Genomic DNA, 15,626 nt, shown 5'->3' with positions numbered 1-15,626 from the left:
AGAGCCCCAACATCTTCTTCGCCGACGTCATGGACCACGACGACGCGTTCCTGGACAAGGCGATCGAGGGCTTCGTGCTCTTCGCGTTCAACAAGGGCGAGGTCTGCACCGCCCCGTCGCGGGCGCTCGTGCACGCCGACATCTACGACGAGTTCATGAAGCGCGCGCTCGCCCGGATCGCCGCCATCCGGCAGGGCGACCCGCTCGACACCGACACCCAGCTCGGCCCGCAGGTCTCGGTGCAGCAGATCGACAAGATCGCTTCCTACGTCGAGATCGGCCGCAACGAGGGCGCCGAGGTGCTCATCGGCGGCGAGCGCGCGACCGTGGCCCCCGAGCTCGCGGGCGGCAACTACTTCCAGCCGACGGTGCTCAAGGGGGACAACAAGATGCGGGTGTTCCAGGAAGAGATCTTCGGGCCCGTCCTCGCCGTCACCACGTTCACCGACGACGACGACGCGCTGGCGATCGCGAACGACACCCTCTACGGCCTCGGCGCGGGCGTCTGGACGCGCAACGGCTCCCGCGCCTACAAGATGGGCCGCGGCATCAAGGCCGGGCGGGTGTGGACGAACTGCTACCACCAGTACCCCGCGGGGGCGGCGTTCGGCGGTTACAAGATCTCCGGCGTCGGCCGCGAGAACCACCTGATGATGCTGGACCACTACAGCCAGACCAAGAACCTGCTGGTCAGCTACAGCGACGCCCCGCTCGGGCTGTTCTGAGCCGGTGACCATCCCAGACACGGGGCGGATCACGGCCACCCCGGCGGCCCGCACGGCGATCAGCCGTCTGCGCGCCGCCCGGGGCGCGCCGGTCATGTTCGTGCAGTCCGGCGGGTGCTGCGCGGGCAGCACCCCGATGTGCCTGCCCGAGGGCGAGCTGATCGTCGGCGCGGGCGACGTCCTGCTGGGCGAGATCGACGGCTGCCCGTTCTACATCGACGACGCCCTCGACGCCGCGTGGCGCCGCGGCACCCACGTGCTCGACGTCGCCCCCGGCAACCCCGAGGGCTTCTCACTCCCCGCCGGCGACGGCCTGCGTTTCGTCACCGCTCCACTCCACCCGACCGATCGGAGCACCTCATGAGAGCCGCCGTCGTCACCGACTTCCACGCCCCGCTGCAGATCCAGGACCTGCCCGTGCCGGAGCCCGGCCCGGGCCAGGTACTGGTGCGCATCGAGGCCACCGGCCTGTGCCACACCGACATCCACGCCGCCCACGGTGACTGGCCGATCACCCCGACCCCGCCGTTCATCCCCGGACACGAGGGCATCGGCCGGATCGAGAAGCTGGGCGACGGGGTGAGCTCGCGCGCGGTCGGCGACCGGGTCGCCATCGCCTGGCTCGCCTACGCCTGCGGGGAGTGCCGCCACTGCATCGGCGGCTGGGAGACGCTGTGCGCGCGCCAGCAGACCTCCGGCTACTCGATCGACGGCACCTTCGCCGAGTACACCGTCGTCGCGGCGGCCTTCGCGACCCCGGTGCCCGACGCCATCTGCGCGCTCGAGGCGGCCCCACTGACCTGCGCGGGCGTCACCACCTACAAGGCCATCAAGGTCGCGCGGGTGGCCCCGGCCGAGACCGTGGCCATCTTCGGGATCGGCGGGTTGGGACACCTCGCGCTGCAGTACGCGCGCATCGCCGGCGGGTTCGTCATCGGCGTCGACATCACCGAGGAGAAGCTCGCCATGGCCACCGAGCTCGGCGCCGACCACGTGGTCAACGCCCACGCCGGTGACCCGGTCGCGGCGATCCAGGCGCTCGGCGGCGTCGACGTCGCCGTGGCGCTCGCCGCGTCGCCGGAGGCGTTCGACCAGGCCTACCGGTCGCTGCGGCCCGGTGGCCGGCTGGTGTGCGTCGCGATGCCCGCCGACAACGCGGCGATCAGCCTGCCGATCTTCGACACCGTCATCGGCGGGAAGTCCGTGATCGGCTCCATCGTCGGCACCCGCAACGACCTCGCCGACGTCTTCGCCCTGCACGCTGCGGGGCGCACCTCGGTGGTCACGGTCGGCCGCAAGCTCGACGAGGTCAACGACTCCATCGCCGACGTCCTCGCCGGCCGGGTGCCCGCCCGCGTGGTGTTCGAGCTGTGACCACCCCGGGCCCGGCCGTCGGCGTGCTGCGGGAGACCGCGGCGGGGGAGCGGCGCGTCGCCCTGACCCCGGACGGCGTGACCCGCCTGCTGAAGGTGGGCGCCACCGTGGCGGTGGAGGCGGGTGCGGGCGGTTCCGCGTGGTTCCCCGACGCCGCCTACGCCGCGGCCGGGGCCCGGGTGGTCGACCGGCACACGCTCGGGGCCACGTGCGACGTGCTGGTGTGCGTCCACGCCCCGGCCGACCGCGGTGAGCTGCAGGAGGGCCAGATCCTGCTCGGACTGCTCGCGCCGCTCACCGATCCACAGCTGGCCCGCGAGCTCGCCGAGGCCAAGGTGACCGCGATCAGTCTCGATGGGTTGCCGCGCACGCTGAGCAGTGCTCAGTCGGTGGACGTCCTGACCTCGCAGGCCAACGTGGCCGGCTACAAGGCTGCGCTGGTCGCGGCCGACACGTTCGGCGGGTTCTTCCCGATGCTGATGACCGCCGCCGGGACGGTCCGTCCGGCCGCGGTGCTCGTCGTCGGCGCCGGGGTGGCCGGGCTGCAGGCCATCGGCACCGCGCGCCGGCTCGGTGCCGTGGTCACCGGCTACGACGTGCGCGACGCCGCCCGCGCCGACGTCGCCTCCACCGGTGCGACCTTCCTGGACCTGGGCCTGGTCTCGGCCGCCGGGGAGGGTGGGTACGCCCGCGAGCTCACCGATGCCGAGCACACCGCCCAGCAGGACGCCATGGTCCACGCCGTCGGCACCTTCGACGTCGTGATCACCACGGCTCAGGTGCCGGGGCGGCGCCCGCCCGTGCTCGTGTCCGCGGCCGCGGTCGCCGGGATGCGCCCGGGATCGGTGGTGGTGGATCTCGCGGCCGGCCCGCTCGGCGGCAACGTCGAGGGCACCGTGGCGGACACCACTGTGATCACGGCGGGCGGCGTGACGCTGGTCGGGGCGGGCAACCTGCCCTCGGCCATGCCCCAGGCCGCGTCCACCGCGTACTCGCGCAACGTCGCCGCACTGCTCGCCCACCTCGTCCACGACGGGCAGGTGCAGCTCGACCAGGGCGACCTCATCACCGCGGGTGTGCTCGTCACCCGTGACGGTGCGGTCGTCCATCCCGCCGTGCTGGCCCTCACCCAGGAAGACCCCTCATGACGCCCCTGCTCTTCGCCGACATCACGATCTTCGTGCTGAGCCTGCTCGTCGGCTTCGAGATCATCAGCAAGGTCCCCGCCACGCTGCACACCCCGCTGATGTCAGGATCCAACGCCGTGCACGGTGTCGTGGTCGTGGGTGTGATGGTCCTGGCTGCGGTCGTGAACAGCCCGCTGGGGTACGTCCTGCTGCTGGTGGCGGCCGCGTTCGCCGCGATGAACGTCGTCGGCGGCTACGTCGTGACCGACCGGATGCTGGAGATGTTCCGGGCCCGCCCGGCCCGCATCGAGCCGAAGGCGGACGAGCGATGACCGGCTTCGACACCGGGGTGCACGTCGTCTACCTCGCCGCGGCGGTGTGCTTCGTGCTGGGCCTGCACCGGATGACCTCGCCGGCCACGGCACGGCGTGGCAACCAGCTCTCGGCGGCGGGCATGGCCGCCGCCGTCGTCACCACCGTCGTGCTGCTGGCCCACGACCGGGTCATCACCGTCACCGGCGTGATCGTGCTGGCGGTCGGCCTGGCCGTCGGGGCCACGGCCGGGCTGCTCACGGCCCGCCGCGTGAAGATGACGGCGATGCCGCAGCTGGTGAGCATCTTCAACGCCGTCGGCGGCGGCGCGGCGGCGCTCATCGCCTTCAGCGACGCGATCGGGCACGTCGGCTCCGTCGCGCTGGCCGACCAGCCCGTCAGCACCACGCTGACCACCGCGCTGGACCTGCTCATCGGCGGCATCACGTTCTCCGGGTCGCTCGTCGCCGGCGCCAAGCTCGCCGGGACGATCCCCGGCCGCCCGCTCACGTTCCCCGGGGCACGGGTGCTGAACCTGCTGCTCGCCGTGATCGCGCTGGCGGCCGCACTGGTCTACACGACCGGTCACGGCGGTGTTCCCCTGCTCGCCGTGCTCACCGTGGCCGCGCTGGGGCTCGGGGTGCTCGCCACCCTGCCGATCGGGGGCGCCGACATGCCGGTGGTGATCTCGCTGCTCAACGCGTTCACCGGCACCGCCGTCGCGATGGCCGGCTTCGTCATCGACAGCACCCCGCTGATCATCGCCGGCGCGCTCGTCGGCGCCGCGGGAGGCATCCTCACGAAGCTGATGGCCGACGCGATGAACCGCTCGCTGCTCAACATCGTCGCGGGCGGCTTCGGCACGGGGGACGAACCGGCCGGCGCCTCGCCGGCCGCCGGGTCGGGCACGGTGCGCGAGGTGACCGTCGACGACGCCGCGTTGCAGCTCGCCTACTCCCACAAGGTTGTCATCGTGCCCGGCTACGGGCTGGCCGCCGCACAGGGCCAGCACGAGCTCGTCGAGCTCGCGCAGGCGCTCACCGACCACGGCGTGGACGTCAGCTACGGGATCCACCCCGTCGCCGGCCGGATGCCCGGCCACATGAACGTGCTGCTCGCCGAGGCCAACGCCCCCTACACCCAGCTCAAGGACCTCGAGGAAATCAACCCGCAGTTCGCCAGCACCGACGTCGTGCTCGTCGTCGGCGCCAACGACGTCACCAACCCGGCCGCCCGCCGCCCCGGCAACGCCGTGTCGGGCATGCCGATCCTCGACGTCGACAAGGCCACGAGCGTCATCGTGATCAAGCGGTCGCTCGGCCACGGTTACGCGGGTGTCGACAACGAGCTCTACCCCGACCCGAAGACGGCGATGCTCTTCGGCGACGCCAAGGCGGAGCTGGGCGCGCTGCTCGCCGGCCTGCACTCCTACGTATGACCGCACATCCCGAAGTACCAACTATGAACGAGGAGCAGCACATGGCCACGGTGGTCGTCGGAGTCGACGGTTCGGACGGTGCGCAGGACGCCCTGCGGTTCGCCGTGGAGGAGGCGCGGCTGCGCGGCGCCGTCGTGCGGGCCGTCATGACCTGGGACCTCGAGACACTGGCCTACACCGCAGGGGCGTGGGGGCCGATGGTCGATCCGACCGGGGTCGAGGAGAGTACCCGGGCCGCACTGGACGCGGCGGTGGACAAGGCCGAGGCGGACGGTGCCGCGACGATCGAGCGGGTGGTGGCCAACGGTCCGCCCGCGCGGGTGCTGGTCGAGCAGGCCCGCGGGGCCGACATGCTCGTCGTCGGGTCCCGTGGCCACGGCGGCTTCGCCGGGCTCCTGCTCGGCTCGGTGGGCCAGCAGTGCGCCCAGCACGCGCCGTGCCCGGTCACCATCGTGCACAACAGGTAAACACAGTCGACACAAGCGTGCCGTCCGGCCCTGGCCCAGTAGAGTGAGTTGCGTTGCTCCGGCCCTCGGCGACAACCCCTGTTGTGGCCGCCATCGGCCCGGCCGGGGTGCAGCTGGGCTCCACCACCCGTTATGTGCTCGCCGGTGTCCGGCTCGCGCTGGGCTGGGTGTTCCTCTGGGCCTTCCTGGACAAGCTGTTCGGGCTGGGGCACGACACCACCGCGGCCAAGTCGTGGCTGAACGGGGGAGCCCCACGAAGGGCTTCCTCGGCTCGTCGAAGGGCCCGTTCGCGGACCTCTTCCACGCCATCGCCGGCAACGGGGTGGTCGACGTGCTGTTCATGGCCGCGATGCTGGCCCTGGGGGTGGGGCTGGTGCTCGGGATCGGGATGCGCCTGGTCGCCGTGGTCGGGGCGCTGGTGACGGTCCTGATGTGGGCGGCCGTGCTGCCTCCGGCGAGCAACCCGTTCATGGACGACCACCTCGTCTACGCGGGTGTCCTGGTGCTGCTGGCGTTGCTGGGGGCGGGGAACACGCTGGGTCTGGGCCGTGTCTGGTCGGCCACACCTGTGGTGCGTCGCGCCCGTTGGCTGGCCTGAGCGGGTCGTTGGGCTCTACGCGCGGTGATCGTCGACGACGACGCTGACGCCATGAGCAGAACGACGATGACGGTAGCGGCAGCGTCAGCGGCGGTGGCCGTGCTGGCCCTGGCCGTGTGCGGCACCGGAACCGTCGGCGGTGGCTGGCGCGCTGTTCCCGGGAGCGGACGGGCGGGTGGACGAGACCGGGGTGGTGGGCGAGGGGGCCGCGAGCTGTGCGGCCGACGGTGGGGAGGGGATCGCCGGCGGCGCGGTCGGCTGGACTGCCGCCCGCCGCTACGAGCTGGTGTGCGACCTGGCAACCACTACGCCGATGGGGATGCGCCAGGAGCTCGACGTCACCGCCGGGCAGAGCGGCGATTCCGACCGGGGCGTGACTGGTACCGCCGAACCGTCAGCGGGTTCCGTTCCGGACCATGCGCATCACCTCGGCGAAGCGTTCCGGCTGCTCGAAGGCGGGACGGTGGCCCGCCTGTGGCATCTCTGTCCAGACCTTGGCGGGGGCTTGAAGGGCGTCGAACCACTCCCGCGCCGGAACGGCGCGGCCACGCGCTTCGTGCTCGCCCTCCACAAGGTGAACCGGCACCTGCAGCCGGGGAACCTGGCTACGGAAGTCGATGCCCTGCAGCGAGGGGTAGAGCGCTGCGAACGAGTCGAGGAACGAGGGGATGGCCCTGACCTTCTGCACGAGGTCGTACTCCGATACGAGCACGTTCGCCGGCAGCTCACCCGCTGCGGCGTAGGCGGGTACGCGGGGGTAGTCGTTCCACTCCCGCTCGTAGGTCAGCGCTGCCTCGTACGGGAAGACGCTCGCGTAGGGTGGCGGGCCGTTGCGGCGCAGGGTGGCGAGCAGCACGTCGTCGCCGGTGCGGGTGGCCCAGGCGATCGTGTCGTCGTAGAACATGCGGTCGGTCGCGACCGGGCTGATCATCTGCCCGGTCCCCACGTAGGCGGCGAACAGCTCCGGGCGCAGCTGGACGGCGCGGACGCCAAGCAGCGTGCCGTAGGAGTTGCCCACCAGGTAAATGCGGGCCTGACCGAACCGGGCGCGCAACTGCTCGGTGAGCTCGATCGTGTCGTCGACGGCGCGGTCGAACGTCAGCGTCGAGGCCGGGTCCAGCGCGCCGTAGGAGGTTCCGGCTCCGCGCGGGTCCCAGGTGGCGACCAGGAAGTCGCGTTCGAGCGGCGCACCGAACAGCCGCATCGCCCCGAGATCGGTGCCGCCGGGCCCGCCCGCCAGGTACAGCAGCACGGGCGCCGTGGTGTCCTGACCACGGAGCATCAGACCCGTGTCGTGGCCGCCGACGTGTGCGGTGGTCAGCTCGGCGATGCCGCCCGGGATCGGCTCCGTGCGGGCCGGCTGGGCGACGTACACCGCACCGGTGACCACCACGGCAGCGAACAGTGCGGCCGACACCCGGCGGATCCCGACCGCCCAGGGCCGTCCGGGGGCGCCGCCGGACCGCCGACGGGCCAGCCCCGCCCCGTACATGACGCCGACAAAGGCGGGCAACCCCAGCAGGAGGCCGTCGAACACCCGGCCGGTGACGAACGCGATGATGCCGTACTGGGTGCCGAGATGGATCCCGTCGACGGCCGGCCCGGCGACGGATATGCGGGCCAGCTCCAGCGCCGCGACGTGCGCCGCCACACCAGAACGACAGCGAGACGCCGACGCAGCACAATTCCCGCGACTGCGCCCAACAGCAACCCGGCGACCATGACCGCGACACCCGGCCAGGCGGACACCGGGCCGCGGGGCATCAGAAGGGCCGAGGCCGTCCCCGTGACCGCGCCCACGGCGACGACCAGACCGGCGGCCCACCCACGGTGGCGCCAGAGGGCGGGCAACGCCCAGAGACGGGCCGTTGCCGTCGTCACGCCCGTTCGCGCCGGTCGTGTCGGCGGACGGCGAACAGGACCATCAGGGCTCCGGCGATCAGACCGATGCCCGCGCCGATGTACTGGCCGATCCACACCCATCGCAGGCCCGGTGCGGTGGCGCCTGCGGACAGGTCGGTAACGACCGGCCTGCTGCCGTCGGCATTCATGACGACAGCGGCCCAGCGGCCTCCGGCGACGGTCCAGGTGAGCTGCTGCGGGCCGGGACCGGCCGCGGAGGCGACCCAGAACGTCTGCTGCGCGGGCGGGGTGGCGGGTGCGCCGCCGGAGAGCGGCTGCTGGACGGCTCCGCTGTCGGTGCGGTACCCGACGACCCGGTCCCGCTCGACGGAGGCGAGGTAGCCGTCCACGGCATCGGCGGGGCCGATCCCGACGAACACCCCGGGACCCGGGGCGGTGGCGTGGATCCGGACGTCGCCCACGAGAGCGCCGACGTTCTGGCTGGTGGCGGCGTTGCTGAGCTCCAGCGGGTCGAAGACCAGGGCGTAGCCGTTCCCGGTGAAGGTCCGGGTGGGGGTGTTGAGGAAACCGTCGGCGTCGCGGCCACCGCGGTCGGCAGCGAGCACGGCGCTCCCGCCGACGGCGGCCCCGATCCCGCCGAGCAGCAGCACCGACCCGATGACGACGGTGACGATCCGTCCGGTCGACCACGTCGGATGCGCGTCGAGTGCGGTCGCCGGAGTCGCGGACGGGGTTGCGAAGGCGGATGCGGTGGGTTCGTTGCCGCCCTGGTCGAGCCGGAACGGTGGGTAGTCGTCGGTCATGAGGGCGGTGTAGGCCACCACGCGCAGCACCCACCGGTGCGTGCCGAGCAGCAGTTCGAACAGGCCGCGGGGGTAGCGACCGGTGAACAGCAGTGCGATGCCGACGACGAGGACGAGCAGGCCGATCAGGCCGCCGGAGGTCCAGCTGCCGTTCGTGGTGCCGGAGTAGGCGGCGTAGCTGCCGCTGCCGACGAAGAAGGCGATGATGAGGTAGTGAGGAACGGCGAGTAACCACTTGACCAGTACGAGCCCGCGGGTGAGGTGTGCGGGGTAGGCGATTTCAAGGGTGGCCGGGTAGCCGGGGGCCGGGCCCAGGGTGAACGGGGGATAGCGGTCGGTGCCCAAGACTCCGTAGCTGTAGTAGCCCACGCGCCAGCTCCAGCGCAGCACGCCCAGGTTGAACTCGAAGATCGAACGCGGGTAGTGGCCGGTGACCAGGATCGCGACTAACGCAACGACGGTGAGCACGGCGAACGCGGCCCACAAGAACGTGAGCACGACCAGGTGCGGCACCACGAGAAGCCACTTCACCAGCCACAACCCCCGGCTGAGCGGCTCATCGAGGCGTGCGGTGACGCGGACGGGACCGCCGCGGCCCGGCCCGGTGCTCGTGGGACCGGCGCTGGCCGGGCTGTCGATCGTGGATGTCACGGTGCCCCCTGGGTGTCGGCCTCCCACCGTCGTCGCGTGTGCGCTCCGGTCAGCAGAGGCGAAAGGCCCCGAACCGGTCGGCGGGGTCCTTCGGCACTGGTCGTTGCGACGTCGCTCCGCGCAGGGTGGCTGCATGGACATCACCGAACGGGATCGCACCCTTCTCGGCGGCCACCCGGCTGAACGGCTCGCCGGTCGGTGGTCGGCGATGTTCGTGGCCGCCATCAGCGCCGCCTACGCCGTGGTCATGGTGGTCGGCTTCGCGTCGATGGGGAACCTGACCGATCCGCTGCCCGACCCCTATCTCGCCGTCGCCGAGGTGCTCATCCTGGTGATGGCGCCGGTGATGGTGGTGCTGATGGCGGCGGTGCACGCGTGCGCGCCGGTCCACCTGCGTATGTTCGGCCTGGTCGCGTTCGGCTGGATGCTCGTGGCGGCCTGCCTGACGATGACCGTGCACGTGGTCCAACTGGTGATGGTGCGCCGGATCGAGCCGGAGTCGGTGCCCGGCTTCGCACGGCTTTTCGACTTCGCGTGGCCGTCGATGCTCTACGCGGTCGACGTGGTCGCGTGGGACCTGCTCCTGGGGTTGTCGCTGGTGTTCGCCGCCGCCGTGTTCACCGGTCCCGGCTATCGCACCGCGCGACTCTGGCTGCTGGTGAGTGGAGTGCTCTGTCTCGTCGGGCTGGTCGGCCCGGCGATCGACGTCATGGCGCTGCGGGGGATCGGGATCCTCGGCTACGTCGTGGCCTTCCCGATCGCCTGCGTCGCGTTGAGCCGGGCGTTCGCGGCCGCCCCGGCGCACGACGTGGTCCCGGCGGGCCGATCGTGACGCTCGTCGAGCCGGCCCGTACCCACCGCGTGGTGCGGATGGTCGGGGCGGTGGTCCTGGCCGGCCACGGGCTCATCCATCTGATGGGGGTGGCCCTGCTGTGGCGGTGGGGCCGGCCCGGCGGGCTGCGCTACGAGGACGTGCACCCGATGGCCGGCTCGGCCGCCGGCCTGGTCGTCGGAGGGCTTTGGCTGCTGGTTACCGTGCTGTTCGTGGCGGCTGCGGCTCTACTGGTCGCCCGGCGGCGGTGGCGCCGTGTTGCGCTCGTTGCCACCGTCGCGTCCTTGGCCGTGCTGGTCCCGTCCGCGTCGGTCGTGGCTGCAGGGATCGCGGTCGATGTCGTCGTGATCGCGGTGCTGGCCGGGTCGTGGATGCGGACGATGCGGCAGTGACCACACTCCCCGAGTGGCATCGGCTGGGGGCAGCCCACGAGCCGCCGCTGCCGTTCGACCCGAACTCCATCGAAGGGCTACCTGGAGCGGCCATCCGATGGCTGAGGCACGCGATCGCGCCCGGCTGCCCGCTCGCCGCGTCGACGGAGCTGACGATGCACGGCACGATCCGCATCGGTGCGTGGCGGCGCTTCACGGCCCGGCAGGTGCTCGCCCCACCCGACGGCTATGTCTGGGCGGCGACCGCGCACGTCCTCGGGATGCCGGTGGTGGGCTACGACCGGCTCGGCTCCGGCACGGCCGCGATGCGATGGCGGCTGCTCGGTCTGATCCCGGTGATGACCGCGCAGGGGCCCGAGATCGCCCGCAGCGCAGCGGGCCGGCTCGCCGCGGAGGTGGTGCTGGCCCCCACGACCTTTCGCGGCGCGACGTGGACGACCGGCGAGCGGCCCGACGTCGCGGTCGGCCTCTGGCACGTCGGCGGGGACGAGCAACGGGTCAAGATACACGTCGGGCCGGGGTGGGGAGGTGCGGGACGTGCTCGTCCAGCGCTGGGGGCGCCCGCCCGGCGCTCCCTACGGCCGCTACCCGTTCGGGGTCACCGTTACCGCCGAGCGGACGTTCGGCGGGATCACGATCCCGTCGGAGCTCCGGGCGGGCTGGTGGTGGGGCACCGACCGCCAGGACGAGGGCGAGTTCTTCCGTGCCGAGATCACGGGTGCGGCGTGAGGGCCGCAGGCCGATGGCTCCGCGCTGCCCACACGGTGATCGCCGTGGCCGAGCTGACGAGCCTCTCCTACGTCTGGTGGTGTGCGCTGACCGGCCGCCGTGGCCGGCTGCTTTGGGTCGCGGCCTCCGCGCTGACGGGAGAGGGTGTGGCACTGATGGTCGGGAACGGCGACTGCCCGCTCGGCCCGCTGCAGAAGCGACTGGGCGACCCGGTGCCGCTGTTCGAGCTCGTGCTGCCGCCCCGAGCCGCACGGGCGGCGGTTCCGGTTCTCACCGGCGTCGCCGGGCTGGGGCTCGCGGTCGTCCTGGTGCGCTCGGTGCCGCACATGCCGGTCCGGCCGTGAGATGCCCTGCGTCAACCCTGAGGCTTCGAACGGGCAGGAGACGACATTCTGTGGGTCGTCTGGATCTGCGGCTAGCCTGCGAGCGTGACGATCAGTTGGTCGCAGGCTCTGGCGTGGCGGATGCGCCGACACCTGCTGGAGCCGGTCGGAACGGAGTCGGTCGTGTCGTTCGATGATGATGCCGATCGCCTGGTCGATCGTGGAGCGCGACGACAATGCGGTCCGCAGGTGATCGGAGAGGGTGGCGTCGTCGTAGTGGCGCAGTGCCGCAGTCACCGCGATGGCCGACTGCTCGGCCAGCACCCCGATCAGCCGCCGGTCCTGGGCGCTGAACGCGTGCGGTTCGGTTGCGTAGAGGTTCAGTACTCCGACTGGTTTGTCGGCCACCATCAGCGGTGTCGACAACACCGCGCGGATGCCGTGCCAGATTGCGATAAGTGGGTAGCCGTGCCAGCGGTCCTCGTCGGTCAGGTCCGGCGCGTCGACGATCTCGCCGGTGTGCAGCGCCTGTAGACATGGGCCCTCGTCGTGTTCGTACTGCTTCACGTCGAGCAGCGTCGCCAGAGCATCGGCGGATGCCACGGTGAGGACTCGTCCGTCCTGGGCGAGGGTGATACCACACGTCCTCGCGCCGCCAACGGCTCGGACGGACAGCTCGGCGAGCCCCTGGAGCAACTGTTCGAACGAGTCGGTGGACATCAACAGGCCGGCCAACTCCGAGATCGCCGAAGCGGTGTCTGGATCGGAAGGATGTGTCATGCGGATCAGCGACCTGCCCGGACGTTCCGCTCGCGGACGCCCAGTAGCTGTTCGCCAAGAACGACGGCGCGGTATGCCCCGCGACGCGAGTGCGCCCCCAGTTCCGGGAAGCCTACGCGGGGACGTCCCCGCGAGGCTGCCCACCGGGCGTCCGGCGAGAGCCTCCGGGGCGCACGGGGTGGTGCACTCCTACTGCCCGGCGACATGGGCCGTGGTCTGGCAGGTGCTCCGACGCAACGCGGAACGGCTGTGAACGACTATCGCTAGAGGCGTTTGCTAGCCGCGGAACGGTTCGGTGCCGCGCGCGCCGTCGGGGAGATCGGAGGTCGCAGGCCCCAACCCAACCGGGCTGTTCGATGATCGTCGTCAGTGCGGCGGGATTCGCGCCTGCGCCACCACACGATCACCACGCGTACTGCGCTCAGGCCGGCCAGCCTGCGGGCGACGGCGGACCGCAGCGCGCTCGCCGCCAGGATCAGGGCGACCAGCGGGCGCAGGCGACGACGGCGTGGACGAGCAGGATGTGGGCAAGCCGTTCAGGGCGGTCGGCGGGTTCGTTCGTTGTGGGTGGTGTGGTTCAGAGTCCGGCGGCCCCGACGAGCAGGCCGATCCCGTACGTGACGGCCATGGCCAGGGCGCCGCCCGCCACGAGCCGGACGACCGCGGGCACACGCGGTGAGCCGCCGAGTGACGCGCTGACGGCGCCGGTGAGGGCCAGTGCCACCAGCACCACCACGAAGGTCACCGCGACCCGCGCCCCGGCCGGAAGCAGCAGGATCGCCAGCAGCGGCAGCAGGGACCCGAGGACGAACGCGCCCGCCGAGGCGGCGGCCGCGTGCCACGGGTTGATCAGCTCGTGCGGGTCGATGCCCAGCTCCACGTCGAAGTGGGCGGCGAACGGGTCGTGCGCAGTGAGCTCCTCGGCCGCCCGCTGTGCGGTGTCGGCGCTGACGCCCTTGGCCCGGTACATCCCGGCCAGCTCGGCCAGCTCCTCGTCCGGGAACTGCTCGAGCTCGGCGCATTCGCGGGCGAGCAGGGACTTCTCCGTGTCGCGCTGGCTGCTCACCGAGACGTACTCGCCCAGCGCCATCGACACCGCCCCCGCGACGACGCCGGCGACGCCCGCGGTGAGGATCGCGCCGGTGGCGGTGGTGGCCCCGGCGACCCCGACGACCAGCCCGGCGGTGGACACGATGCCGTCGTTGGCACCCAGCACCCCGGCCCGGAGCCGGTTGAGCCGTCCGGACAGCCCATCACCGTTCATGCTGCCGCGGGGACCGCGCGCGCCGCGATCTCCGCGCGCTCGGCGATCCCGTGCAGCATGCGCCGGCTCATCACGAAGCTGACCGCCGACGCCGGGACGACCACCAGCGGCGCCCACCACCGCAGGTACCCGTAGCGCTCGCGGGAGATCAGCCGGGTGGTGCCGTCCGGCTCCTCGCGCAGCACGAACGCCCACGTCATGTCGAACGGCGCGGAACGCCCCAGCGGGATCCCGCCGCGCAGCACCAACGAGCGGCCCGGGTCCACCGACGCCACGGTCATGGCCACCTCGGGTGCGAGCCGGACCTCGGCCCCGACCACGACGTCCTGCCAGGCGGGCACGATCTCCTGCGCGCTGTGGATATCGCAGCCGACCAGGTTCTCCAGCGCGTCGTAGCTGTAGAAGCCGCCGCGGCCCTGTCCGAGCTGGGCGATCCACGGCCAGACCTCGGAGGCGCGGGCGTAGACCGCGACCGCGCGGGTCGAGGTGAGATCGGCGCCCTCGACCAGGTCGTCCCCGGGCAGTTCGGCGCGGATCTCGTCGGTGGTCGCGCCCCAGCGGGCCATCCACCGCCACCCCAGCGCCTTGACGGCGATCAGTACGGCGAGTGAGACGGCGACGGTGCGCAGCGGGAGGGCCATGCGCCGACCGTGCTCCGCTCAGGACGGGGCCGGAAGGGCCGTCCGGCCCGGCGCTTGGCACCACAGGGCCGGGATCACCGCGAGGCTCGCGACGGTGATCGCGGCGCCCATCACCGTCGGGATCAGCGTCGTTGTGGTGGGTGTGGTGGTGGCGATGTCGAACACCGCGTGGAAGACCGCCGCGGCCAGGATCCCGCCGCGCCGGTAGAGCCAGGCCAGCACGAGCGACCCGGACACCATGCTCAGGAAGAACCCGACGAACCCGGCGGCGGGCATGGCGCGGTAGGTGGCGGTGATGCCGAACAGCGGGAGGTGCCAGGCCGTCCAGATCACGCTGATCACCAGCGCGGCACGCAGCGGTGACCGGCGACGCTCGAACATGGGCTGGGCGAACCCGCGCCAGCCCATGTTCGAGCCGAACCCGTAGAACAGCACGTTGACCAGCCAGAACACCACCAGCGGTAGGGCCGGGTACTCGGTGCTCGCCCCGAACCGGGCCAGGTCCGGCCAGCTGCCCTCGACGACCCGGGCGACGAGGACGGCGATCCCGAACAGGGCCCAGCGGACCCGCCACGGCGAGGGCGATCCAGCGCAGGCGCCCACGCCACGCCACGGTGCGGCGCAGCAGGTCGGCGACGCCGGTGCGGCCCGCGACGGTCGCGGTCACGACCACCGCGGCGACGGCCGGGCCGAGCCCGCCCAGCAGGTGCAGGTAGGTCGACGCCGACCACCCCACGACGTCCTGCCGGTCGGCGAGCAGCGGCAGCCAGCAGAGCCAGGACAGCGCGTAGGCGAGGACGACGAAGGCGCGCACGGGAGCCAGGCTCGGCGCCGGAAGCCGGGGGGACCAGTGCCGAAGGTCCCCGGTCGTTCGCCTCTGCCATCCCTGGTGGGCCCCGCGTAGACCGATGTCATGAGGTCCCACCACCTGCTCGGCGCCGGGTCGTTCGCGCTCGCCACGCTGATGGTGGTGCCGTGGCGGACGTAGTCGTGGGTCTGCCCGCCGCAACTCACGGGGCCCGGTGCCGGTGACGATCGGGATGCCGTCGCGTCCGGACCGCGGGCGCGAGACCAGCCCGTTCACCGGGCTCGGCGCCTCACCGACCGACTCCGGCCTGCGCGACCCCGTCGCCGGCGGCTGAGTCATGCCTGCAGCACACGACATGAAGATCAAGGGCTACCTGCGGATACAGATCCGACGGCGCGTTCATGGACGTAGCACCACCGCGGGCGTGCGTCGTCCTGCAGTGGCGCGGCGACGGGGTGATCCGTTTCCTCGTAGTGGGCTTTGGCGTGCTGGTTGGGTG

17 protein-coding genes and 3 pseudogenes are annotated in these 15,626 nt (G+C 72.1%); 13 read left to right on the top strand and 7 right to left on the bottom strand.

What is annotated here, in order from left to right:
• From JWR81_RS25450 to JWR81_RS25415, 8 genes are all read left to right on the top strand, one after another.
• A partial coding sequence (locus JWR81_RS25450) for an aldehyde dehydrogenase family protein (RefSeq protein ID WP_297658325.1) occupies positions 1–725 on the top strand: 725 nt, incomplete at its 5' end.
• Positions 726–729: 4 nt separating this feature from the next.
• Entirely contained in the window at positions 730–1,089 is a 360-nt protein-coding gene (locus tag JWR81_RS25445) for a DUF779 domain-containing protein (protein WP_297658322.1), read from the top strand.
• Entirely contained in the window at positions 1,086–2,099 is a 1,014-nt protein-coding gene (locus JWR81_RS25440; protein WP_297658320.1) for a zinc-dependent alcohol dehydrogenase, read from the top strand. The genes JWR81_RS25445 and JWR81_RS25440 overlap by 4 nt, the downstream gene beginning before the upstream one ends.
• A complete protein-coding gene (locus JWR81_RS25435; RefSeq protein WP_297658318.1) occupies positions 2,096–3,247 on the top strand; it encodes an NAD(P) transhydrogenase subunit alpha in 1,152 nt (383 codons plus the stop codon). The genes JWR81_RS25440 and JWR81_RS25435 overlap by 4 nt, the downstream gene beginning before the upstream one ends.
• Positions 3,244–3,558 (top strand): proton-translocating transhydrogenase family protein, encoded by a 315-nt coding sequence (locus JWR81_RS25430; protein ID WP_367278850.1) that lies wholly within the window; start codon positions 3,244–3,246, stop codon positions 3,556–3,558. The genes JWR81_RS25435 and JWR81_RS25430 overlap by 4 nt, the downstream gene beginning before the upstream one ends.
• On the top strand, positions 3,555–4,976 hold the full coding sequence (locus JWR81_RS25425; protein ID WP_297658316.1) for an NAD(P)(+) transhydrogenase (Re/Si-specific) subunit beta: 1,422 nt from the start codon (positions 3,555–3,557) through the stop codon (positions 4,974–4,976). Before JWR81_RS25430 ends, JWR81_RS25425 begins: the two co-directional genes overlap by 4 nt.
• Positions 4,973–5,443, top strand: a complete 471-nt coding sequence (locus JWR81_RS25420) for a universal stress protein (protein WP_297658314.1) — start codon at positions 4,973–4,975, stop codon at positions 5,441–5,443. Before JWR81_RS25425 ends, JWR81_RS25420 begins: the two co-directional genes overlap by 4 nt.
• A gap of 232 nt (positions 5,444–5,675) precedes the next feature.
• Positions 5,676–6,041: a hypothetical protein gene (locus JWR81_RS25415; RefSeq protein WP_297658312.1), complete on the top strand. Its 366-nt coding sequence runs from the start codon at positions 5,676–5,678 to the stop codon at positions 6,039–6,041.
• A gap of 394 nt (positions 6,042–6,435) precedes the next feature.
• Here the strand turns inward: JWR81_RS25415 and JWR81_RS25410 are convergent, their stop codons facing one another.
• Positions 6,436–7,692: an alpha/beta hydrolase gene (locus JWR81_RS25410; protein WP_297658311.1), complete on the bottom strand. Its 1,257-nt coding sequence runs from the start codon at positions 7,690–7,692 to the stop codon at positions 6,436–6,438.
• A 226-nt stretch (positions 7,693–7,918) separates the two neighbouring features.
• Positions 7,919–9,358, bottom strand: coding sequence for a DUF4389 domain-containing protein (locus JWR81_RS25405; RefSeq protein WP_297658309.1), 1,440 nt, complete (start codon positions 9,356–9,358; stop codon positions 7,919–7,921).
• 133 nt (positions 9,359–9,491) lie between these two features.
• On the opposite strand from JWR81_RS25405, the gene JWR81_RS25400 reads away from it, so the two are divergent.
• The 5 genes and pseudogenes from JWR81_RS25400 to JWR81_RS25385 all read left to right on the top strand — a co-directional run bounded on the left by JWR81_RS25400 (position 9,492) and on the right by JWR81_RS25385 (position 11,655).
• On the top strand, positions 9,492–10,190 hold the full coding sequence (locus JWR81_RS25400) for a hypothetical protein (protein ID WP_297658306.1): 699 nt from the start codon (positions 9,492–9,494) through the stop codon (positions 10,188–10,190).
• Positions 10,187–10,582 carry a hypothetical protein gene (locus tag JWR81_RS25395; protein WP_297658302.1) on the top strand — a complete coding sequence of 132 codons (396 nt, stop codon included), beginning with the start codon at positions 10,187–10,189 and terminating at the stop codon, positions 10,580–10,582. Before JWR81_RS25400 ends, JWR81_RS25395 begins: the two co-directional genes overlap by 4 nt.
• Positions 10,558–11,004, top strand: a pseudogene (locus JWR81_RS34525) (DUF6544 family protein); the annotation flags it as partial. The gene JWR81_RS25395 and the pseudogene JWR81_RS34525, both read left to right, overlap by 25 nt.
• A gap of 64 nt (positions 11,005–11,068) precedes the next feature.
• Positions 11,069–11,311, top strand: a pseudogene (locus JWR81_RS25390) (DUF6544 family protein); the annotation flags it as partial.
• A gap of 44 nt (positions 11,312–11,355) precedes the next feature.
• Positions 11,356–11,655 carry a hypothetical protein gene (locus JWR81_RS25385; RefSeq protein WP_297658296.1) on the top strand — a complete coding sequence of 100 codons (300 nt, stop codon included), beginning with the start codon at positions 11,356–11,358 and terminating at the stop codon, positions 11,653–11,655.
• Positions 11,656–11,988: 333 nt separating this feature from the next.
• On the opposite strand, the pseudogene JWR81_RS34520 reads toward JWR81_RS25385, so the two are convergent.
• From JWR81_RS34520 to JWR81_RS34515, 5 genes and pseudogenes are all read right to left on the bottom strand, one after another.
• A pseudogene (locus JWR81_RS34520) lies at positions 11,989–12,354 on the bottom strand (GAF domain-containing protein); the annotation flags it as partial.
• 637 nt (positions 12,355–12,991) lie between these two features.
• Positions 12,992–13,678, bottom strand: coding sequence for a VIT family protein (locus JWR81_RS25375; RefSeq protein WP_297658290.1), 687 nt, complete (start codon positions 13,676–13,678; stop codon positions 12,992–12,994).
• Positions 13,675–14,319, bottom strand: coding sequence for a hypothetical protein (locus JWR81_RS25370; RefSeq protein ID WP_297658287.1), 645 nt, complete (start codon positions 14,317–14,319; stop codon positions 13,675–13,677). Before JWR81_RS25370 ends, JWR81_RS25375 begins: the two co-directional genes overlap by 4 nt.
• 18 nt (positions 14,320–14,337) lie before the next feature.
• The gene (locus tag JWR81_RS25365) at positions 14,338–14,922 is read right to left on the bottom strand and encodes a CPBP family intramembrane glutamic endopeptidase (RefSeq protein ID WP_297658284.1); all 585 of its coding nucleotides are present in this window, start codon (positions 14,920–14,922) and stop codon (positions 14,338–14,340) included.
• 567 nt (positions 14,923–15,489) lie between these two features.
• Positions 15,490–15,626 (bottom strand): UBP-type zinc finger domain-containing protein (locus JWR81_RS34515; protein WP_367278851.1); only part of this gene is annotated, 137 nt, incomplete at its 5' end.

The organism is Pseudonocardia sp., from assembly GCF_025965585.1.
GTDB lineage: Bacteria > Actinomycetota > Actinomycetes > Mycobacteriales > Pseudonocardiaceae > Pseudonocardia.
The sequence above is the reverse complement of the archived record's forward strand: the minus strand, read 5'-3'. Positions and strand labels throughout refer to the sequence as shown.

Coding starts and splice junctions, on each gene's coding strand:
- JWR81_RS25425 (WP_297658316.1), top strand. CDS start 3,555: ATGACCGGCTTCGACACCGGGGTGCACGTCGTCTACCTCGCCGCGGCG.
- JWR81_RS25430 (WP_367278850.1), top strand. CDS start 3,244: ATGACGCCCCTGCTCTTCGCCGACATCACGATCTTCGTGCTGAGCCTG.
- JWR81_RS25375 (WP_297658290.1), bottom strand. CDS start 13,678: ATGAACGGTGATGGGCTGTCCGGACGGCTCAACCGGCTCCGGGCCGGG.
- JWR81_RS25440 (WP_297658320.1), top strand. CDS start 1,086: ATGAGAGCCGCCGTCGTCACCGACTTCCACGCCCCGCTGCAGATCCAG.
- JWR81_RS25400 (WP_297658306.1), top strand. CDS start 9,492: ATGGACATCACCGAACGGGATCGCACCCTTCTCGGCGGCCACCCGGCT.
- JWR81_RS25370 (WP_297658287.1), bottom strand. CDS start 14,319: ATGGCCCTCCCGCTGCGCACCGTCGCCGTCTCACTCGCCGTACTGATC.
- JWR81_RS25420 (WP_297658314.1), top strand. CDS start 4,973: ATGACCGCACATCCCGAAGTACCAACTATGAACGAGGAGCAGCACATG.